The sequence below is a fragment of the Helicobacter sp. MIT 05-5293 genome (assembly GCF_000765665.2).
Taxonomy (GTDB): domain Bacteria; phylum Campylobacterota; class Campylobacteria; order Campylobacterales; family Helicobacteraceae; genus Helicobacter_C.
This window is the reverse complement of sequence record NZ_JROZ02000002.1, coordinates 318243-339274: the sequence shown is the minus strand read 5'-3', so window position 1 is coordinate 339274 and position 21032 is coordinate 318243. Positions and strand designations below refer to the sequence as shown.

The 21032-nt window shown below is 38.8% G+C and carries 17 protein-coding genes; 9 read left to right on the top strand and 8 right to left on the bottom strand.

Going from position 1 to position 21032, the window contains the following annotated elements; genetic code table 11:
• Entirely contained in the window at window positions 1-780 is a 780-nt protein-coding gene (locus tag LS68_RS06180) for a cysteine ABC transporter substrate-binding protein (RefSeq protein WP_241993696.1), read from the top strand.
• A 287-nt stretch (window positions 781-1067) separates the two neighbouring features.
• The gene (locus LS68_RS06175) at window positions 1068-3254 is read left to right on the top strand and encodes an outer membrane protein transport protein (RefSeq protein ID WP_034371374.1); all 2187 of its coding nucleotides are present in this window, start codon (window positions 1068-1070) and stop codon (window positions 3252-3254) included.
• Window positions 3255-3604: 350 nt separating this feature from the next.
• Here the strand turns inward: LS68_RS06175 and LS68_RS06170 are convergent, their stop codons facing one another.
• The 7 genes from LS68_RS06170 to LS68_RS06140 all read right to left on the bottom strand — a co-directional run bounded on the left by LS68_RS06170 (window position 3605) and on the right by LS68_RS06140 (window position 11627).
• Entirely contained in the window at window positions 3605-4927 is a 1323-nt protein-coding gene (locus LS68_RS06170) for a peptidase U32 family protein (protein WP_034371377.1), read from the bottom strand.
• A 9-nt stretch (window positions 4928-4936) separates the two neighbouring features.
• A complete protein-coding gene (locus tag LS68_RS06165; protein WP_034371381.1) occupies window positions 4937-5614 on the bottom strand; it encodes a hypothetical protein in 678 nt (225 codons plus the stop codon).
• 111 nt (window positions 5615-5725) lie between these two features.
• Window positions 5726-6820, bottom strand: a complete 1095-nt coding sequence (gene prfB / locus LS68_RS06160; RefSeq protein ID WP_034371383.1) for a peptide chain release factor 2 — start codon at window positions 6818-6820, stop codon at window positions 5726-5728.
• Window positions 6821-7141: 321 nt separating this feature from the next.
• The gene (locus tag LS68_RS06155) at window positions 7142-8269 is read right to left on the bottom strand and encodes a type II asparaginase (RefSeq protein ID WP_034371386.1); all 1128 of its coding nucleotides are present in this window, start codon (window positions 8267-8269) and stop codon (window positions 7142-7144) included.
• Between the two features lie 74 nt (window positions 8270-8343).
• Entirely contained in the window at window positions 8344-10221 is a 1878-nt protein-coding gene (gene dnaK / locus LS68_RS06150; RefSeq protein ID WP_034371389.1) for a molecular chaperone DnaK, read from the bottom strand.
• Window positions 10222-10281: 60 nt separating this feature from the next.
• The gene (gene grpE, locus LS68_RS06145; protein WP_034371392.1) at window positions 10282-10818 is read right to left on the bottom strand and encodes a nucleotide exchange factor GrpE; all 537 of its coding nucleotides are present in this window, start codon (window positions 10816-10818) and stop codon (window positions 10282-10284) included.
• 11 nt (window positions 10819-10829) lie between these two features.
• Window positions 10830-11627, bottom strand: coding sequence for an HrcA family transcriptional regulator (locus LS68_RS06140; RefSeq protein ID WP_034371395.1), 798 nt, complete (start codon window positions 11625-11627; stop codon window positions 10830-10832).
• A gap of 271 nt (window positions 11628-11898) precedes the next feature.
• Between LS68_RS06140 and LS68_RS06135 the strand changes: the two genes are divergently transcribed.
• The 7 genes from LS68_RS06135 to LS68_RS06105 are packed head-to-tail and all read left to right on the top strand — an operon-like array spanning window position 11899 to window position 19726.
• Window positions 11899-12528, top strand: coding sequence for a class II aldolase and adducin N-terminal domain-containing protein (locus tag LS68_RS06135; protein WP_034371398.1), 630 nt, complete (start codon window positions 11899-11901; stop codon window positions 12526-12528).
• 24 nt (window positions 12529-12552) lie between these two features.
• Window positions 12553-13926 carry a M20/M25/M40 family metallo-hydrolase gene (locus tag LS68_RS06130; RefSeq protein ID WP_241993690.1) on the top strand — a complete coding sequence of 458 codons (1374 nt, stop codon included), beginning with the start codon at window positions 12553-12555 and terminating at the stop codon, window positions 13924-13926.
• 33 nt (window positions 13927-13959) lie between these two features.
• On the top strand, window positions 13960-14985 hold the full coding sequence (gene argC / locus LS68_RS06125; RefSeq protein WP_034371401.1) for an N-acetyl-gamma-glutamyl-phosphate reductase: 1026 nt from the start codon (window positions 13960-13962) through the stop codon (window positions 14983-14985).
• A 14-nt stretch (window positions 14986-14999) separates the two neighbouring features.
• Window positions 15000-15857: a hypothetical protein gene (locus LS68_RS06120; protein WP_052100332.1), complete on the top strand. Its 858-nt coding sequence runs from the start codon at window positions 15000-15002 to the stop codon at window positions 15855-15857.
• A 35-nt stretch (window positions 15858-15892) separates the two neighbouring features.
• Window positions 15893-16798, top strand: a complete 906-nt coding sequence (locus tag LS68_RS06115) for a chemotaxis protein CheV (protein ID WP_052100470.1) — start codon at window positions 15893-15895, stop codon at window positions 16796-16798.
• Window positions 16799-16844: 46 nt separating this feature from the next.
• A complete protein-coding gene (locus LS68_RS06110) occupies window positions 16845-19232 on the top strand; it encodes a chemotaxis protein CheW (RefSeq protein ID WP_138091218.1) in 2388 nt (795 codons plus the stop codon).
• Between the two features lie 2 nt (window positions 19233-19234).
• Window positions 19235-19726 (top strand): chemotaxis protein CheW, encoded by a 492-nt coding sequence (locus LS68_RS06105; RefSeq protein ID WP_034371407.1) that lies wholly within the window; start codon window positions 19235-19237, stop codon window positions 19724-19726.
• Between the two features lie 91 nt (window positions 19727-19817).
• Here LS68_RS06105 and LS68_RS06100 read toward each other — a convergent pair whose 3' ends face one another.
• On the bottom strand, window positions 19818-21023 hold the full coding sequence (locus LS68_RS06100) for a nucleotidyltransferase domain-containing protein (RefSeq protein ID WP_034371410.1): 1206 nt from the start codon (window positions 21021-21023) through the stop codon (window positions 19818-19820).
• Window positions 21024-21032: the final 9 nt, after the last annotated feature.

Here is a 21032-nt window from a genome sequence, read left to right as displayed (position 1 = left end):
ATGCTAGGTCTCAACGCATGCAACAATAACAAAAATCAACAAAACACACTTGAGCAAATCAAAGCCAAAGACAGCATTCGCATCGGTGTTTTTAGTGATAAACCACCTTTTGGCTTTGTCAATGAAGAGGGCAAAAACGATGGTTTTGATGTGTATATCGCAAAAAGATTTGCTAAAGATTTACTAGGAGATGAAAATAAAGTGCAATTTGTGCTTGTCGAGGCTGCAAGTCGCGTTGAATTTTTGCGTGCAAACAAAGTCGATATTATTATGGCAAACTTCACTCAAACGCCCGAGAGAGAAGAGGTCGTAGATTTTGCCAAACCTTATATGAAAGTTTCTTTGGGTGTTGTTTCTAAAGATGGCGCGATTCAAAGTGTCGATGATTTGAAAGGCAAAAAACTTATCGTCAATAAAGGCACAACAGCCGATGCGTTTTTCACCAAGCACCACCCCGATATTGAGCTTCTCAAATACGAGCAAAATACCGAAGCCTTTATGGCACTCAAAGACGAGCGAGGAGATGCTTTAGCGCATGATAATACTTTAGTTTTAGCGTGGGCTATGGAGAATCCCGGATTTAGCGTAGGGATTCCCTCATTAGGCGAAGAAGAAGTCATCGCCCCAGCAGTGAAAAAGGGTAATACCGAGCTTAAAGATTGGCTTGATAATGAAATCACCACACTTGCCAATGAGGGTTTTCTGAAAGAAGCCTATATCAAGACACTTGCTCCGATTTTTGGTGAAGAAAAAATGGATTCTGTTTTGATTACAAAATAACGCTCACATTTCGCACTTGCATCTTTGCAATCGTGCGAAATGCCTACATTGCCTTACTTTTACGACAGCTCACAACCCACACAGCTTTTTACGCATCTTGGATAATCCCAAGGCGCAGATTCTAAGATTCTTAAAACAAATCCACAAAAACAATTCAAAAAATACTAGACTGAAAACATATTTTAATCTTCTTTAATATTATTTTTTATATAATCACATTTTTAAAAGTTGCACATACAACAAAGAATAAAAACTATAAAAGACAAAGTTCTATCAAGGAGACAACGATGAGATTTATCATAGTGTTCGTATTGTGCCTTTCTTATGCTTTTGCTTCAGGATTTAAGATTAATGAGCAAAGCCTCAATTCCACCGCACTCAATTCTGCCTATATCGCAGGGGCTCATGGAGCAGATAGTGTGTATTATAATCCCGCAAATATGGGATTTTCTCACCCGCTCTCCGATAATGAAAAATCCGATTTAGAAATCACACTCACAGGGATTTTTATCCCCGGATTCAATTTCACCACAGACACAGACACGAAGTCTATCGGTGAAGGCTCGATCAACTGGGGGCTTAGCACCACCACGACTATGGGCATCAGCGACACAATGGCAGATTTGGCAAAAAATGTTTTAGGCGTGGATTTGACTGCACCCATAGAGCTTCCCTCTTCCGAGCCTAATCAACATGGCACTTGGGGATACAATGAGCGGGGGGCTTTAGTCGAGGGTTCAGCTGACCCGACTTTCTTCCCTGTGCCAAAGATTTTTTATAAAAGCAGCACGAAAAAGACTAAATATGGGAATCTCAATTGGGGGGTTAGCTTTACTGCACCGAGCGGTTTAGCGATGAATTGGAATGGCGAGGGAGGAGCGTTCTTGCGTAATGTGATGATTGCTATGGTAGAGCTAAGCCCCTCTTTTAGCTGGAACTATAACGAACGCATTGCTATTGGTGTCAGCCCAAGATTCCTCTATGGTATGGGGAATTTTAAAAACACCGTGTTCGTCCCACTCGGCACACCTGATAAACCGGGCAAAGTAACGACTAATATCAAAGATTTTGATGAGATTCCCGATAGTATGATCCCTGAAGCAATGGCACAGCTCATCTATGCAGTCAATACGACTAATGGCTTAGCAGGTGTGGGCGGATTGTTTGTAGGAGGGGGGGGGCATTACAATAATGAATTGCGATACAAGATGCCTACATTATTCTCACCCGAAGCGTGGTTTGGTATGCCCGACCCTAGCGTCTTTGACCCCTATGTCGATAAAGACAAACAAACCATTGATGTCGCAGGTTATAATGCCAAAGTCAAGGAAATCAACGCTACAATCAAAAATAATTGGGAGACTTACAAAAGCAATAAAGATAGCGGAGCAATGACTTGGGGACAAGAATCAAATGGATACAATGCTAATGGACTTAATAAAGGTATTGATCATATCAATTCTTGTATCTTGACAAGCAATGTAAATTTTTTTCAAGCAGGCTGTAAAGATCTTCCCAAAGATGTTTTTAAAGGAGAAAAAGGTTATATCAACTGCTATACGGGAACACATTATGATTTTAATGGCAATTTGCAAACATCATATCCCGGAGTCTGCACTGACCCAAGTCCTACAGAAAAAGATGAAGACGGTGCACCACGAGGCTACCTCACACTGATGGACGCCAAGCAGGTAGCAGAAGCCTTTGGTATGGGAGATATGGAGATTTACACCGACTTAGTCGGAGCGACCAAAGTCGATCAGAAAAGTAATGGTGGGGATTTCGCTTTCGGCTATAAAGTCGCGATGAGTGTGCGTCCTTTTGAATCCAAAAAGACGACTCTAAGTATAGTTTATACTTCACCCGTGAAGTTTGACCTCAAAGGAAGCCTTGATGCGACAACCTATATTGGTGGCTCAATGGGCGATGTCAATATGAAAGCAGACTTAACTCTTAGTGCGACCCTCCCCTCTCAACTCCAACTCGCCATTATGCACTCTTTTGGCAAACTCAATGTAGAATTTGTCTATGAAGAAATCTATTGGAGTAAGGGCGATAAATTTGCTTTCAACTTTAGCAATCCTCAATTCACACCTTTAAGCGGTATGGTGATGCAATTCACCCCCGATCAACTAGCCGGTATGATGGACTTAGCCGATTATGGCGCAGTCGCTATGGGTGATGGCTGGAAAGATACAATCGCATTGCGACTAGGGCTCACCTATCTCACAGAGAAAAACACACTTTTGATGCTCTCCGCTGCGCTTGATCAAGCCCCCGTGCCTCAAGACAAACTCGGAATCCCCGATAGTAATGCCTATATGTTTGGTATCGGTGCGAAAAAAATGTTTACCAAATGGAATGCAGGTATCGCGTATTCACTAAGCCTTAAAGACGGAAGAAAAAGCATTTATCAAACAGGTGGTTTTGGGCAGCTACATTTGCTCTCTGCTTCGCTAGGGAGACAATTTTAGAATCTAAAAACTCGCTTGTTTTTAGCATAATGCAAACAAGGGAAACACATCGCATAAGGGTTAGGCTTGTTTGCAAAGCCTAACCTAAAGCAACAAAAAACTAATAAGCTTTTGTCATAATTAAGCAAATTAATGCTATAATTACGATGTATTGCATTAATTGTTCCTCCTTTCGGCGGAGCAATTCCCTTTGTGGAGTTGGTAGCTCCATAAAGGGTTACTCACTCCACGATGCAATTATATACTGCTTTATCAAATCTGCTTTATTTGGTTATGATGTTTAAATCTTGAAGAATATTTGGGAATATTCTAAAGGCGATAGATTTTATTTGATTCTGTCAATAAGAACATTAGAGCTTTTGGCGTAAAAAGCTCCATGCGGGGAGCTTAAGCGGGAGTTTGAAAGCATGGACATTCCCGCTATGGATAGAATCTAGCTCCTTGCCATCGCAAAGCCTAATCTTATCAAAACGCATCATCAACTTTCCCTCACATTCATAAATCTCACCAAGCTCGTTTTTGCCTGTTGTGATACGCGCATCAAGCGGTGCGACAATCTCTTTAGATTCTCCTACGCGAATCGTATGCCGACAATACGCAAATTCCCCGCTTTCATCGACTTCTGCATTGACTTGATAACTCCCCTCGCTGATTGCACTAAAGTGATTTTGTGTGTTTGTCTTCTCAAAAGGACGATGGATAATGTATCCGTCTGTGAATCCACGATTTTTCAAGGTATTAAGTTCATCGGTATAAAAAGTTTGATCTATCGTGCCTTGATAATAATCATCAATCGCCTTGCGATAAGTGCGTGCAGTAATCCCTGCATAATAGCTTGATTTCGTGCGTCCCTCAATTTTTAGCGCATCAATCGCCCCACTATCAAGAATCTCTGCAATATGTCCGCTAAGATTCAAATCCTTAGAGTTAAAAATATGCGTCCCTATGCCCTCCTCCTCTTGCAGCCTCATCATCACACCATTATCGGGATTCTTTGCGTAAAATTCATGCTCATCAAATCGCACCAATTCACCATTTTGCATATTTCGCACATAGTATTCATAGTCAAATCGGCAATCATTCGCACAACTCCCACGATTAGGGACGCGTCCGCTTTGAAGTGCAGAAATCAAACATCGCCCCGAAAAGGCAAAACACATACTCCCATGCACAAAAATTTCAATTTCAAGCTCGGGCAAATGCTTTTTAATAGCCAACGCATCTTTAAGACTAATCTCACGCGCGGCTACGATACGCTTCACACCCATTTCAAAAAACACCTCTGCATCAAGCACATTAAGCACATTTGCTTGAGTAGAAAGGTGAATGGGAATCTGTGGCGCAATGCGTTTAGCAAGTCTCACCACACCGGGCGCGGCTACGATAAAAGCATCGGGATTAAGCGAAGCCATTTTGGCAATATGAGATTCTAAAAGTTTAAGCTGGGAATTGAAAGGGAAACCATTGATTGTTACAAATACCTTTTTACCCAAATTATGTGCGTATTGGACGCCTTGCGCAAAATCTTCAAAGCTAAAGTCTTTGCCTGCACGCGAACGCAAAGAAAAATGGCTGACGCCTCCATACACAGCATCAGCACCAAAATTAAGAGCGATTTTAAGTTTTTTGAGATTCCCCGCAGGAGAAAGGAGCTGGACTTTATGAGAATTCATCATGAGGGGTTATTTTGAACCAAATGAAGTAATCAAAGCTTCAATATCTTCTTCATTAACAATATCTTCTTTATCATCACCCGCGATAAACACCGCTGAACCCACACGCTTACTATCATCAATCTTGCCCTCAAAGAGTGAATTCATATATTGCGCTAAAGCTCTCATCACATTGATTACACGCTCAATCTTTTGACGATGAATATCTTGATATTGCATCAAATCCATTGCCTGCATTGAGGCATCGTTGATTTCATTTGATGAATCAATGATTTTTTGATTATCTTCCTGTATTGATTGAGTAGATTCTAAAGCCTTTTGAAAACTCTGTATATGAGGAAAAGTCGTGCATAGCTTTGTGAAAAGCTCTTCTTGAGACTTGAGATAATTTTTGATATTTTTTGCTTGTTTTTCGATTTTAGCGGCATCATTGCTCATAATCTCTAATTGATCGAAAATCTGTGTGCCTTTAATCTCGGTATCTCGCGTAACCTCATCAAGCTGATGAACGACTTTGTGATCTTCGGTAGGTGGAGGTGGAGGCCATTTCTGATCTGCTTCGACACGAAAATCATTGGGGTCAATTGTCTGCTTGTGAAATTCCTCTTCCTTATCCTCTTCGGGAGCATCTACCTCACTAATATCAGGTTCCCCCTCCATAAGAGAATCTAATTCTTCTTGGGTCATCGCAATTCCTCAATACTAAAAAATAATCTTCTATTATATTTAATTAAATATTAAATAAGCTTAATATTTACGCCTATCGCATCACTTTTAAATCAAAAAAGTAAAAATAGGTTACGATGCACTGCTTTGCACAAGCACAGATTCTATAATATGATCAATATCGCCATCAAGCACACCCTCTGTATCACTTGTCGCATAGCCACTACGCAAATCCTTGACTTGCTGGTAAGGGGCTAAGACATAAGAGCGAATCTGATGCCCCCAACCCATTTCACTTTTTTCTTGTGTGCTACCCTCTTGCAACTTTTGATGCTCGATTTCATAGAGTTTGGATTGGAGCATCTTTATTGCTGTGGCTTTATTTTTGTGCTGACTTCGGTCATTTTGACAAGACACAACGATACCGGTAGGAAAGTGTGTAATGCGGATTGCAGATTCTGTCTTATTGACATGCTGCCCACCTGCACCACTCGCACGATAAGTATCAATACGAATATCCTTATCATCAATTTCAATCTCGATATTATCATCAAGTTCAGGGCTTACCTGCACACTTGCAAAACTTGTATGACGCTTGGCATTTGCATCAAAGGGTGAGATTCTGACTAATCGATGCACGCCATTTTCACTTTTTGCGTAACCATAGGCATTTTCTCCCTTCACAATAAATGCTGCGCCTTTGATACCAGCCTCTTCGCCGTCTTGATAATCCAGAATCTCAACCTTATACCCGCGCCGCTCACTCCAACGCAAATACATTCGATAAAGCATACTCGCCCAATCTTGAGATTCTGTCCCACCTGCACCGGGCTGAATCGTAATAATCGCATTTGAGCCATCATGCTCACCGCTAAGCATCACTTCAATCTCAACCTTTTGGATATGCTCTTGCAAGTCGGGGGCAGATTCAAAAAGTAATTCTAAAGTGCTCGAATCCTCTTCATTCAAGGCAATCTCATAAAGTTCCAAAGCGTCATCAAGCTCTTGTTTCATTGACGAAAAGGTATTTAAAACTCTCTCACATTTGCGTTTTTCTTTTGCAATTTCTGCCGCCCTTTTAGCATCATTCCAAAAATTTTCATCTTTTTCTAATGTTTGAATTTCTTCTAATCGTGCTTGGAGGATTTGAGGATTAAGGATTTTTGCGACATTTTCACATTTATTTTGCAAAGTCTTGAGTAACTCGCCATATTCATAAGAATCCATATTATGCCTTTGCTTGAAGAATAAAGCTAAAATTGTAACACAGACTTAATAACGATACTCTTTTAAAAGATTTCTTTTGGGCTGATTATTTGGTGGATTTGTTATCTGTATTTTGAAATTTTATAAATCTTTTGCATTGTTCCTCCTTTCGGCGAAACAATTCCTTAGTGAAGCTGCTAACTTCACTAAGGGGCTAGAAGATTCACAAACACATTATAAGCATTATTTCTTGATGCTGCCTACTTCTAAGCTTTGTAATCTGTGATTTTACTTAGATTCTTAAATATTAAAAACTAAGCGCACGCGTGCGTATCAGTCTTACTAATAACGCGCAAAAATTTCATTAATCTCTCGAGGATCATTTGTCTGTGTAAGGGCGAGCATTAGCAGCACACGCGCCTTTTGTGGATTTAAATCCCTACTACCGATAAAACCAAATTCAGAATCTGCGTCATTAGCTAAAACAATGCCATTATTTATACGCGAACTTTGCACGACAACCAAGCCGTTTTTCATAAGTTTTTTGAGTGCGTCCTTTTGGTATTTATGAATGCTCCCCGCACCACTTCCTGCGACCACTATGCCCTTTGTTCCTGCTTGGACAAGTGCTTGAGCGGCGACAGATGAGCCGTCATTAGCATAAGAGTAGAGAATATCCACGCGTGGTAAAGATTCTAATGCGCTCACATCAAATGTGCTTTGTGTCGTGTGGGGTTTATTGAGCGCATAGTGAAAAAAGACTTTGCCATCGACAATATAACCCATATCCCCGCTATTAGGCGAAGCAAACGCATCGACATTGAGCGTATGTGTCTTGCTCACATATCGTGCGCTTTGGATTCTGTCATTCATCGCTACCATTACACCTTTCCCTTGAGAATCTGCATTTGCAGCAAGCGCAACGGCATTATAGAGATTCTTTGGACCATCGGCACTGATTGCTGTGCTTGGGCGCATCGCTCCAACCAACACGACAGGCTTATCACTTTTCACGACTAAATGCAAAAAGAATGCGCTCTCTTCCATTGTGTCTGTGCCGTGCGTAATCACAATACCATCGACTGCAGAATCTGCAAGTAAGTCATTGATGCGTTTGGCAAGGGTGAGCCATATCTCATTTGTCATATCCGCACTATCAATATTAGCGATTTGCTCTCCTTGAATGTTTGCAAGATTGTGAATCTGTGGCACTGCATTAATCAATACATCAACGCCTACCACGCCAGCCTCGTATCCAGTCGTTTTAATAGCAGAATCTATCGAACCTGCGATTGTCCCGCCGGTAGCAAGAATAACAATATTTGGTTTATCTTGGGATTTGTTTTGTGTTTTTGAATTTTTTGTTTGCACGACTTCCCTTTTTTCACTCTTTTTTTCATCACTAGAGCAGCCCGACATCAGCCCTATCAATGCGCAAACAACCATAAAAGCTTGGATAAAATGTTTCATATTCTAATCTCCTACAAATAAAATCTTGGTTTGCTTTATTGTAGGAGATTCTATAGAAATATGTCAAGTTTATTTTATTCGACTTCTGCGTCAATCACATCATCATCTTTTTTCTTTGTGTCTCCACCTGCTTGAGCATTACCTTGTTCTTTAGCATACATTGCTTCAGCAAGCTTATGACTCGCATCAGTAAGAGCCTTGATTTTTGCTTCGAGCTCTTCCTTAGAGACATTTTCATTTTTGAGCGATTCCTCAAGTGCATTAAGCGCGTTTTGAATCTTTTCAGCCTCACTTGCATCAAGTTTATCTTTAAACTCTTCAAGGCTCTTTTTAGTTTGATAAACCAATGAATCTGCTTTGTTGCGAAGCTCAATGACTTCTTTTTTCTTCGCGTCTTCTTCTTTATGAAGCTCTGCTTCTTTGACCATTTTCTCAATTTCAGAATCTGAAAGCCCACTCGAACCGCTGATTTTAATCTCTTGAGATTTACCTGTGGCTTTGTCTTTTGCTGAAACCGTGAGGATTCCATTTGCATCAATATCAAAGGTAACCTCGATTTGTGGCACACCTCGAGGTGCTGCAGGGATACCGCTCAAATCAAATCGTCCTAGAGATTTATTATCTTTTGCAAGCTCTCTCTCACCTTGCAAGACATTAATGCTTACTGCGGGTTGATTATCTTCATAAGTCGAGAAAACTTGTGTTTTCTTTGTAGGGATTGTAACGCCTCTCTCAACAACTTTTGTGGAGATTCCACCAGCTGTTTCGATACCTAAACTCAAAGGTGTTACATCAAGTAACAAGACATCTTTTACATCGCCTTTTAACACGCCCCCTTGAATCGCCGCACCCACAGCAACAACCTCATCAGGATTCACAGATTTATTTAAATCTTTTCCAATAAAGGCTTTTACGCGCTCTTGCACTTTTGGAATCCGTGTAGAACCACCCACCATAACAACTTCGGAAATATCACTTTGCGTAAGCCCAGCATCTTTAATCACAAAATCAATCTTTTTGATAGTCGCTTCAATCAAATCATCAATCAAGCTTTCAAACTTCGCACGAGTGATTTTTTTCACTAAGTGCTTAGGACCGCTTGCATCAGCAGTGATAAAGGGGAGATTGATTTCTGTTTCTTGTGCGCTACTCAATTCTTTTTTTGCATTTTCTGCTGCATCTTTTAATCTCTGCAACGCCATCACATCATTTTTAAGATCAATACCCTCATCACTTTTAAACTCTTCTGCTGCCCAATCAATGATTCTATTATCAAAATCATCTCCACCTAAGAACGCATCTCCACCTGTGGCAAGCACTTCTACGACATTATCGCCTGTCTCTAGCACGGTAACATCAAATGTCCCCCCGCCTAAGTCATAAACCATAATCTTTTCTGCTTCTTTTTTATCAAGCCCATATGCTAAAGCCGCAGAAGTAGGTTCGTTAATGATTCTTAATACATTAAGCCCAGCAATCGTCCCTGCCTCTTTTGTCGCCTTGCGTTGAGAATCATTAAAATACGCCGGAACGGTGATTACCGCTTCTGTTACTTCCTCGCCAAGATAACTTTGTGCATCTTCTTTAATTTTCATCAGAATCTTTGCTGAAATTTCTTGAGGTGTATAAATCTTATCAGCAATCTCTACCGCACACGCACCATTACGATCAACGATGCTATAAGGAAGCCTTTTTTCAGCCTCTTTTGCCTTATCCTCATTAAACATCAATCCCATAATGCGTTTGATTGAATAAATCGTTTTCTTAGGGTTAGTTACTGCTTGTCGTTTTGCAGGCTCACCTACGAGAATCTCGCCCTTATCTGTAAAAGCCACGATTGAAGGGGTTGTATTTTTGCCCTCTTTATTTGCAATAATTTTTGCCTCATTACCTTCATACACTGCCATTGCAGAGTTTGTTGTTCCTAAGTCTATACCGATTACTTTTGCCATTGTGTCTCCTTTAAAATAAATTATATAAATTTAAGTGATTATGGATTCTCATAAAGAATCTCAAGCATTTTTAACCACGCTCACCATTGATGGGCGAAGCACCCTTTGCTTATACACAAACCCTTTTTGCAAGGTTTGGAGTATTTCTCCATTATTTTTTTCTTCATGTGGCACTTGCATCAAACATTCGTGCAAATTAGGGTCAAACTCGCCCTCTGTGGCGATGACTTCTACACCATGCTTGTTTAATACCTTAATAAAGCCTTCAAGTGTGAGCTGCAAACCTTCCGCAATCGCCGTTGCTTGTGGATTACTTTGCGCACTCTCTAGGGCTTTTTCTAATGTGTCAAGCACAGGAAGCAAATCGTTCATAATGCGCTCATTTGCGTATTCTAAGCTTTGACTCTTGTCTCTCTCTAAACGTTTCTTTGCATTCTCAAAATCTGCAAAAGCTCGCACATATTGATCTTTTAATGCCAAATACTTTGCTTCGTAATCTTCTTTTTCGCATTCTTGCTGCACACTCTCTTCAACATAATCTTCGCAAGAAAGAGAATCTTGCTGCTCTTGGCAAGAATGCAAATCTTGTTCTTCCATAACTTACTCCTTTATCTTAAGATAAAATTTTCATAAAAATGCGTAAAGTCTCTATCCAACGCGCCGACACAACACATTCTTGCTTTTTGTGTCGGTTGATTAGCAAAATTGACTTCTTGCATCACTGCCAAATACCCTTTAGGCAAAACTTCTTCAAAATACACACCATTTTCCAAAGAATCAAACACACGCCCATCAACGATTGAAAACAATATGCTTTCGTCTTGCGAAGATTGACAAATATCCGCTATCGCACCCATACAAAAACGATGTATGCTTTTTGTCTGGACAGATTCTAAAGACTTGAGCAGAGAATACGCACAAACTTGATGAGCAATTTTCCTCATATCAATAATATCCAAACCCTTAAGTTCGTTTAAAAAACGCTCCAAATGGCTTGAAAATGGCAAACTGATACCAATCTGATCAAACATCAAAATAAGATATTTATTCTCTACATTTATCATTTCTTTAAAACGATTACTTTGCTCAAGACTTAAAATGCAAAAAATATGATGTTCAAAACATGCCTTTTTAATATCTTCCAAACACGAGACAGAATACAAAGACTTCGCATCAATATGCTGATACCAATATGATTTCAACGCACTGATAGTAGGGACTCGTCCGCTACTGATGTGGGGTTGAGATAAAAGCCCTTCTTGTGCGAGAATCTTAAAATAATTTCGGATTGTAGCAGAGGAAAATTTCGCATTCATCGAATGTTTAAGAGATTCTGAACCGATAGGCTCTTTATACCTTAAATATTCTACAATCACTTGAGATAAAAGTAATTCTTTTTTGCTCATTTTCGATGCTGTCCTTACATTTTGTTCTCTATAAATTTAAATATTTGATTGCTTCTTTAAGCAAACAAAAATAATTTTAACACAAAATAACAAATAAATTAGCAAATAAATAAAAATATTGCTAAAAATACATAAACTTTAGTCTTAAAGTATAAAGTTATATAAATAATTATACTTAATAAAGTTAATACAAATAGACTATATTAAAAAATCATTGGTGAATTATGCGATTTTTGCTTTACCATTGCCTACAAAATGCTAAAATAATCTTATGAATATACATACCCATGAAGTCAGTGCTGAACTCATTTCAAATATAGCAACCATTTCTCTTTCAATGTTCCGAAAGAATTTCTTTGGCATTTTCCACGGATCAATCTCGGCGAGAATCTCCAAAAATCGCTTTGTTATCAACAAACAGCAAGCTATATTTGATAATATCACTGAAGATTCTATGATTATGCTTTATCAAAAACAAGACTATCGTTGGAATGAAGCAAGCCTGCATGCACCGATTCACTCAAGCATTTATGGGCATTTTTCCGAAGCAAAATTTATCGCTTATGCAATGCCGCCTTATACTATCTCCTATTCATTAAAACATAATGTGCTAGAGCCAAAAGATTATTTTGGATACAAGTTTCTTGCACCCCGTATCGAAATCTTTGACCCTAAGGATTATGAGACTTGGTCAGATCGAGCCATAACCGATATTCCACGATATTTAAACGAACACACTTCGCCTTATATGATTATCAAAGGTTATGGGATTTATGTCTATGCGCGTGATATTTATACCCTCGCAAAAATAGTCGCTTTAATCGAAAATTCTTGTAAAATTCTTCATTATAATGCCGAACTGGGCGAAATTTTCACAACAAGCAACAAATATGATATTTAATTTCTCGTATTCAAAGGAGGCTTAATGATGCTCCCCGATTTTGCCAATCAAACAATGCAGCAATTTAAACAACTCTGTGCGATTCCACATTGCAGCTTTCACACACAAGATATGTTTTCTTATCTCTGTGCGACACTTAAAGACAAAGGTTATGAAATCCAAACTGACGAGGCTAAAAATATTTATGCCAAAAAAGGCAATCCTCGCGTGTGCTTACAAAGTCATTATGATATGGTATGCGTAGGAGAATCTAGCAATCATCAAGGTTTGCAAGTCTGTGAAGAAGGCGATGTTTTACGCGCCCATAATTCAAGCTTAGGTGCGGATAATGGTGTGGGTGTAGCAAGTATGCTTGCTCTTGATGTGGCTGATATTGAATTACTTTTTACTAATGATGAGGAAGTAGGTATGATTGGAGCAAATCATCTCAAGCTCCCTATTCAATCACATCTTTTATTGAATCTTGATAGCGAAGATATTAATGATATTGTCGTAGGTTGTGCTGGAGGAGTTGATATAGAGTGTGATATTCCCTTGCAACCTTTTTCACAAGATATTAGCCTTGCTCTCACCACACACCCTTATATTTATCATATCGTTTCAGAAGGATTTTTGGGCGGACATAGCGGGATTGAGATTCATAAAAACAAAGACAATCCTATTGTCGAGTGGGGTTTTTGGCTAGATCAGAATCAAAGCTATATTGTTAGTATTAAAGCAGGAGAAAAACGCAACTCCATTCCGACACATTTAGAATCTGTCATTCTTTCCCCTCAACCTTTGCCAAACTCCTACTCTACTCTCTCTGGCAATGCGCGTTTTATTATCACACCTCTTACGCAAGATTCCATTAAAAACTTTTCATATGCCTACCGCCAAAATATAATCATTCCTTTATTGGTAGGATTACATAGCGGTGTGTATGCGTTTAACTCACAAGGCACACTCGCTTCATTAAATCTCTCTCTACTAGAACAAAATACCAATCATCTAAGCTTGGTGATGATGGCACGCGCTAATAGTGATGCGATGCTTCTTCGTCTTATTCAACATATCAAATCAACTGCTACCAATCTCAACCCTCAATGCAAAGTCCAAGACAAAGGATTCTATAGTGCGTGGGAAAGAAGCATTGCAGATAATCACCCTGCACTCACGCTTTTATATGAGCTTTATGCCAAACATTCTATCCAGCCTAAAATTACACAAATTCACGCGGGATTAGAAGGTGGCATACTTAAAAAGAATCTCCTTGCAGCAGGTTCAAAAGCACCTCTTGATGTGTTATCTATAGGACCGACAATCCATTCACCCCACAGCGTCAATGAGTGTGTAGAGATAAAAAGCTTCAATATTTTTTGCGAGATTCTGCACAATTTTGTGCAATCTTATCAATAACAGAATCTAAACTCTTAAATCAAGGATTAAGCTATGAAACAAATTTCTGTCGGTATCATTGGTGTAAGCGGCTATACAGGCTTGGAGCTTTTGAAACTTTTATTAGCACACCCCGTTTTCAAAGTCTGCTACCTTGCCAACACACAAGGAGTATGTCGCATTGATGAGATTCACAAAGGTTTATGCGGAATCTGCGATCTTGAAGTGCAAAAAGCTGACGCGAAAGTCGCTTCTCAAATGTGCGGATTAGTCTTTCTCGCACTCCCACACAAAGAAGCTATGAATATGGCTAAAACGCTTTTAGCATCGGGGACAAAGGTCGTTGATCTCTCGGCTGATTATCGATTGAGTGCGGATAACTATGCGCGCTATTATTGTGTGCATCAAGACCAAGAGAATCTCGCACACGCTGTATATGGGTTGCCAGAATATAATAAAGAAGCAATCAAAAAAGCGACATTGATTGCTAATCCGGGCTGTTATCCTACTGCTACACTTTTAGCACTTTTACCTTTTGTGGATTATATTGATGAAGAATGCGGTGTGTTTGTCGATGCCAAAAGTGGTGTGAGTGGCGCAGGAAAAGGGCTGACAAACAACACACATTATCCTCATATTAATGAAAATCTTTTCAGTTACTCGCCCTTGACGCACCGACACCAAATCGAAATCGAAGAAAAATGTGAGATTCTCGGACATAAAGCGTTACAAGTTCAATTCGTCCCTCATCTCACGCCCTTAACAAGAGGTATGCTTGTGAGTGTTTTTGCTCATCTCAAACAAGCAATGTCTTCCTCTGATGCGCTAGAGATTCTCAAAAATACTTACAGAGCGCATTCATTTATCAGAATCCGTGAGAATCCTGTCGATATATCAAGTGTCGCTGGGAGTAATTTTTGTGATATTTTTGCTCAAACACGCGGTAAAAGCCTTTATGTCAATTCATCAATTGATAATTTAATGCGTGGGGCAAGCTCACAAGCCCTTCTAAACGCTAATCTTATGTGCGGATTAGATGAAAATCTTGGCATACCTCGCACACCTTATGGCATCTTCTAGGAGATATTAACGCTATGCAAAACCTATGGGAAAATGCCCCATATATCGCTGATGATGCAATTTTTATCGCAGATTCTCATTATATCGCTCCCCTATCTGATAAAAAAGAATCTGCTTTGGATTCTCATAATGAAAAAAAAACAGAATCTTCTGCATTTCTACCCCCATCTTTACCACTTTTTTTAGAATCTCTTTTGCCTAATCCTCCCTCACAAGTTTTTTTAATGGGTGATATTGCCCACATTTTAGTAGGTTATCTCTCTTCGAGTATCAAGGCTAATGAAATTTTGCTTGAATCTATTGCTGCTTTAAGTGTGAAGTGTGAAGTGTGGTGGTTTGAAGGTAATCACGACTTTGGTTTATCAGCACTTCATTCGCGTTTATCCAAAGTCAATTTTGTCCCTCGCAAATCTCAACCTAAACCTTTTCAGTATATCCTTAATCACGAAAGGAAACGGATTCTGATAGCACATGGGGATTGTTTCTTGGGGAGAAAATATGAGATATATATCCGCACGATAAGCGCACGATTAAGCCTCTATGCACTTAATTTAGCTGATAGTGTAACTTTTGGTAATCTTTATACATTTGTCGCACATAAAATTAACCAAAAAAATATACATTCTGGGCAAATAGAATTTATGCCCTTTGCTCAAAAACGCATTCAAGCCTATCAAAATTATGCGTTAATTCACCAATGGGAATATCCCGATATAATTATTGAAGGGCATTTTCACTTAGGACAGATTCACACTTCTTGCCAAAGTCTCTATATTTCTTTGCCCTCATTTTATTTTAATGGAAGCATTTTTGCTATACAATCCATACGAAAAAAATCCACTCATCTTTATAAAGAGGAGAAAATGTGCTAAAAACAGAGAAAATTGATACCATAGCAAATAATGAAATGGAATTAGTAGATTTCAGAATCTATGAAGACAAAGATGGAGAAACCTACGAAGGCGTTTATGGAATCAATGTCGCTAAAGTTGAGGGTATCAATGCTTATCCTGATGCAATTTTTGAATCCCCGGGAAGCCCTGATTATTTACTTGGAATGTTTGACTTACGCGGAGAAATATTGCCTTTGATTGACTTGGCAAAATGGATGAACATCAAACCCAAAGACGAAATGGCACAAAACAAAAAAGTTATTGTTACAGAATTTAACAATAAAAAACTCGGTTTTGTTGTCCATGCTACAAGACGATTAAGACGCATCAGCTGGGCAAATATAGAATCTGCAATGTTTAGCTTAAGTAATGAAGATCAAAGAGGTAAAATCACTGGCACAACGAAGATTGAAAATGATCGGACATTGCTTATCTTAGACTTAGAAGGCATTATTGATGATTTAGATTTTTACACACCTAATGGTGCAAATGCAGACATTGAACAATTTAAACCTGCAAAAAAATTCGAAGGCTCTGTGCTCATTGTCGATGATAGTTTGATTGCAAGAAAACTTCTTAGAAATACAATGAGTGAGATTGGATTTAATGTGATAGAAGCCAATGATGGAGAAAATGGGTTAAGAAGACTTGAACAACTTTATGAAAATTGGGGAAATGATATTGGAAACAATCTCAAACTTATTATTTCTGATATTGAGATGCCCAAAATGGACGGCTTTCATTTCGCTGCACAAGTAAAAAATGACGCACGATTCAGCCAAATTCCTATTATTTTCAACTCTTCAATCAGTGATAAAATCAGTGCAGAAAAAGGAGAAAAATTAGGGGCTGAAGCCTATCTTGTGAAATTTGATGCAAAACTATTTTATGATGAAATCACTAGAATTTTATCAAAATAAATAGTAAAATACTTTATAGAAATTAAATTTGTGAGAGGATTTAACAATGGATGATATGCAAGAGATAATGGAAGACTTCCTTGTGGAAGCTTTTGAAATGATTGAACAGCTTGATCAAGACTTGGTTGAGCTAGAAAATAATCCCGAAGATTTAGATTTATTAAATAGGATTTTTCGTGTTGCGCATACTATCAAAGGTTCAAGTTCATTTTTAAACTTTGATATTCTCACTCGTCTTACACATAATATGGAAGATGTTCTCAACAAAGCTCGCCGTGATGAGCTCAAAATCACACCTGATGTAATGGATGTTGTTCTACATTCTGTGGATTTGATGAAGGCTCTCTTAACAGCAATTAGAGATAGTGGCACAGACGCAAATAGTGGCATTGAAATTGACGATACTGTTACAAAACTTCAAGCCATTTCCACAGGAGGAGCACTTGAAGTCATTCCAGAATCAACTCCTACTCCTGCAGCTCAAAATGAAGCTCCCCCCGCAGCAGAGGCGGCTGCTGTTGCAAGCAATCCTCTAGCTGATGAACCTGAAATCGATTATTCTAAGATGAGTCCGGAACAAGTCGAAGCTGAAATTGAAAGACTACTCAAAAAACGACAAGAAGCTGACAAACAAGCTCGAGCGGCACACAAAGCTGATGGAAGCGCACACCCTGTCCAAGCTCCTAAAGCACCAGAACCTGAAAATAAACCAGCAGCAGCTGCACCGAAACCTACGCCAAAACCTGCAGCAAAACCTGCAAAAAAAGCTGAAAGTGGAGAAAAAGCACCTGCTGCCAATGTTGAACAAACTGTGAGAGTTGATGTCAAACGACTTGACCACCTTATGAATCTTATCGGTGAGCTTGTGCTAGGCAAGAACAGATTGATTAAAATTTATGGTGATGTCCAAGAACGATATGATGGTGAAAAATTCCTCGAAGAGCTCAACCAAGTCGTGGCTTCAATTTCTTCTGTAACCACAGATGTTCAGCTTGCGGTGATGAAAACGCGTATGCAGCCTGTCGGAAAAGTATTTAATAAATTCCCAAGAATGGTGCGTGATTTGTCGCGTGAATTGGGCAAGAACATTGATTTAGTTATCAGCGGTGAAGAAACAGAACTTGACAAATCTATCGTTGAAGAAATCGGCGATCCTTTAGTGCATATTATCCGAAACTCTTGCGACCATGGGGTAGAAAAACCGGAAGATCGTGTTGCTGCTGGAAAACCTGAAATGGGAACCGTGAATCTCAAAGCTTACAACGAAGGAAATCATATTGTTATTGAGATTTCCGATGATGGTAAAGGGCTTGATGCTGATATGCTTAGACACAAAGCTGTTGAAAAAGGGTTAATCAGCGAACGCGAAGCAGACACAATGAGCGATAAAGAAGCGTTTGGCATTATCTTTAAACCCGGATTCTCTACAGCAGCCGCTATTACTAATGTATCCGGACGCGGTGTGGGAATGGATGTGGTTAAAACCAATATCGAAAAACTCAATGGTATCATTGATATAGAATCTGAAAAAGGTGTAGGCACAACTCAAAAGCTCAAAATCCCTCTCACTCTTGCGATTATTCAAGCTTTACTTGTGGCTGCACAAGAGGAATATTATGCTATTCCACTTTCATCAGTCATTGAAACCGTGAGAGTAAGCCAAGATGAGATTTACACCGTTGATGGAAAAAGTGTATTAAGGCTACGTGATGAAGTGCTTCCTATCGTGAGATTAGCAGACATCTTTAAGGTCGATTCAATTTTAGAAAGCACCAATGAAGTGTATGTAGTTATCATCGGTTTGGCAGAGCAAAAAATGGGTGTGATTGTGGATTACCTCGTAGGGCAAGAAGAAGTAGTTATTAAATCTTTAGGTTACTACCTCAAAGGGACAGAAGGTATCGCTGGGGCAACTGTGCGCGGTGATGGAAAAATCACAATGATTGTAGATGTCGCAGCAATGATGGAAATGGCAAAAGAAGTCAAAGTAAATATCACGAAGATGATTGACGACAATGCTACTGCAAAAACCAAAAATTCACCTAGTGATTATGTTGTGCTTGCAATTGACGATAGCAACACCGATAGGGCAATTATGAAAAAATGTCTTAAAACTTTAGGTGTTACGGTGCTTGAGGCTGCTAATGGATTAGATGGACTAGATATTGTCAAAAATGGCGATAAGCAGCTTGATGCTGTGCTTGTAGATATTGAGATGCCAAAAATGGACGGTTATACTTTTGCTTCAGAGGTGCGTAAATACAATAAATTCAAAAACTTACCACTGATTGCTGTTACAAGTCGAAACAGCAAAACCGACCGTATGCGAGGCGTAGAATCAGGTATGACAGAATACATCACCAAGCCCTATACTCCTGAATATTTGGTGAATGTCGTCAAAAGAAATATTAATCTAACAATTGATGGAGAATAAAAATGAGTGATAAATTAAAAGAGGTTCTTGAAAAACAACAAGAAGGCAAAGATTCTAATGTTCCTGTAGAAGAAACTCTCCATATTATTGGTTTTATGATTGGTAATGAAGAGTTTGCTGTGCCTATTTTAAATGTCAAAGAAGTCATCAAGCCTATCGAATATACACGCGTCCCTGCAGTGCCTGATTATGTGTTGGGTGTATTTAATATGCGTGGGACGGTTATGCCCTTAATCAATATGCGATTAAAATTTGGCTTACCTGCTATCAAGCAAGATGAAGATACACGATTTTTAATCATCAGCCAAGGTGATGAAACTATAGGATTCTTAATCGATAAGCTTACGGGTTCAGTGAGAATCCCCGAAAATGAGATTGATCCTATTCCAGAATCTTTCAATGAAAATCAAAATCTTCTACAAGGAATCGGTAAAAGAGAAGACCGATTGATTACTATTTTACGCGTTGAAAATCTCCTCAAACGCACTTTTTAGTATCTCTCTTCCTCCACATAAGGGTGGGAGCAGAGGTTAAACTTAAAATCTTTATAAAATATATGTTATAAAAATCTTAATCATGCTTCCATTACACTTTTTGGCATTGACGTTCTATAAAATGAAGAAGTTTTTGTAGATGTTTTACTTTGTCATTTTTGATTATATAAATTAAATCTGCAATTTTATACTTCTCTATGATGTAATTGGTCTTTTTAGGGCAATAAAGATACTCTCTAACCCCCTCTTTTAAACACAAGATTCTCATGAGGTTATCAAGTATGAGGTTATTAAAAAAGAAAAAGCGAAATTCATCTCTCTCTTTTTGCGATTTTTCAAGCATCACTAAATAATACCTTACTTTTTGCATACAACTTTGTACATTTATCGCTTCTGGCACAAAATGCTTTAAGCTCTTTTTTATTTCGTTCAAAACTCTACCCTCTTCCCTGCCTAGCAAAATGCTTCTTTGTATATCTTTGATCTTTGATCCCTCATAATATTTCACATATTGACTAAATGCTCTCACGCACACAAGTTCAATCATACAAGAACAATGATTAAAAATAATTTTCTCCCCCAAAATATCCATATAAGAAGGTTTTATGCACTTCTCTATCACCCTTGCTATTTGACTGATAGGCACTCTTGTGATCAATATCAAATCCAAATCCGAATACTTGCTTAACTCTCCTCTGCCTAATCCTCCAAAAGCCACAAGCTTTTTATAACCCTTTGACTTCAAGCTCACTATCACATCACTTAAAGCCTGATAATGCAAAAGCGGCACACCCCGCCAAAATACCTCCTTTTGGCATATTTCATTTGTAAGCTCATATATCTTTAAACTTAAAGCACTCCATTGCTTCTGTAGCTCTCCTGCTTTAAAAGTCCCATCAAGCATCTTTATGCTTTTATGGATACGCTCTACCCCCTCTATATAGGGTATCTTCCTATACACATTGATCTTAGATTCTATCCTTTGCAGACAGATTTCAAGTGAGGTATTCACATAAAATACCACAATCACATAATCCCTCAAAGCCCTCATCATTTTCTCACCTAAATCCCCAAAACCCACCATTTCTACAATGGCATTATGGGTTTTACGCACCGCTTTTATAAACATATCTTGAGCAAACGACTCAGATTCCCTGTCGCCTTTGGCATATTTTTTGCGAAACTCATCAATACTTAGCACTTTATATACCACCCCCATATCAAAAAGCCGCTTTTGTAAAATCCTACTAAAATGGCTTTTCCCTGCATTAATATTCCCTAATACAAAAAATCTCATTTTTGACTT

Coding starts and splice junctions, on each gene's coding strand:
- LS68_RS06130 (WP_241993690.1), top strand. CDS start 12,553: ATGATGCTCCCCGATTTTGCCAATCAAACAATGCAGCAATTTAAACAA.
- LS68_RS06135 (WP_034371398.1), top strand. CDS start 11,899: ATGAATATACATACCCATGAAGTCAGTGCTGAACTCATTTCAAATATA.
- LS68_RS06105 (WP_034371407.1), top strand. CDS start 19,235: ATGAGTGATAAATTAAAAGAGGTTCTTGAAAAACAACAAGAAGGCAAA.
- LS68_RS06180 (WP_241993696.1), top strand. CDS start 1: ATGCTAGGTCTCAACGCATGCAACAATAACAAAAATCAACAAAACACA.
- LS68_RS06155 (WP_034371386.1), bottom strand. CDS start 8,269: ATGAAACATTTTATCCAAGCTTTTATGGTTGTTTGCGCATTGATAGGG.
- LS68_RS06100 (WP_034371410.1), bottom strand. CDS start 21,023: ATGAGATTTTTTGTATTAGGGAATATTAATGCAGGGAAAAGCCATTTT.
- grpE (WP_034371392.1), bottom strand. CDS start 10,818: ATGGAAGAACAAGATTTGCATTCTTGCCAAGAGCAGCAAGATTCTCTT.
- LS68_RS06110 (WP_138091218.1), top strand. CDS start 16,845: ATGGATGATATGCAAGAGATAATGGAAGACTTCCTTGTGGAAGCTTTT.
- LS68_RS06165 (WP_034371381.1), bottom strand. CDS start 5,614: ATGACCCAAGAAGAATTAGATTCTCTTATGGAGGGGGAACCTGATATT.
- argC (WP_034371401.1), top strand. CDS start 13,960: ATGAAACAAATTTCTGTCGGTATCATTGGTGTAAGCGGCTATACAGGC.
- LS68_RS06120 (WP_052100332.1), top strand. CDS start 15,000: ATGCAAAACCTATGGGAAAATGCCCCATATATCGCTGATGATGCAATT.
- LS68_RS06175 (WP_034371374.1), top strand. CDS start 1,068: ATGAGATTTATCATAGTGTTCGTATTGTGCCTTTCTTATGCTTTTGCT.
- dnaK (WP_034371389.1), bottom strand. CDS start 10,221: ATGGCAAAAGTAATCGGTATAGACTTAGGAACAACAAACTCTGCAATG.
- LS68_RS06140 (WP_034371395.1), bottom strand. CDS start 11,627: ATGAGCAAAAAAGAATTACTTTTATCTCAAGTGATTGTAGAATATTTA.
- LS68_RS06170 (WP_034371377.1), bottom strand. CDS start 4,927: ATGAATTCTCATAAAGTCCAGCTCCTTTCTCCTGCGGGGAATCTCAAA.
- LS68_RS06115 (WP_052100470.1), top strand. CDS start 15,893: ATGGAATTAGTAGATTTCAGAATCTATGAAGACAAAGATGGAGAAACC.
- prfB (WP_034371383.1), bottom strand. CDS start 6,820: ATGGATTCTTATGAATATGGCGAGTTACTCAAGACTTTGCAAAATAAA.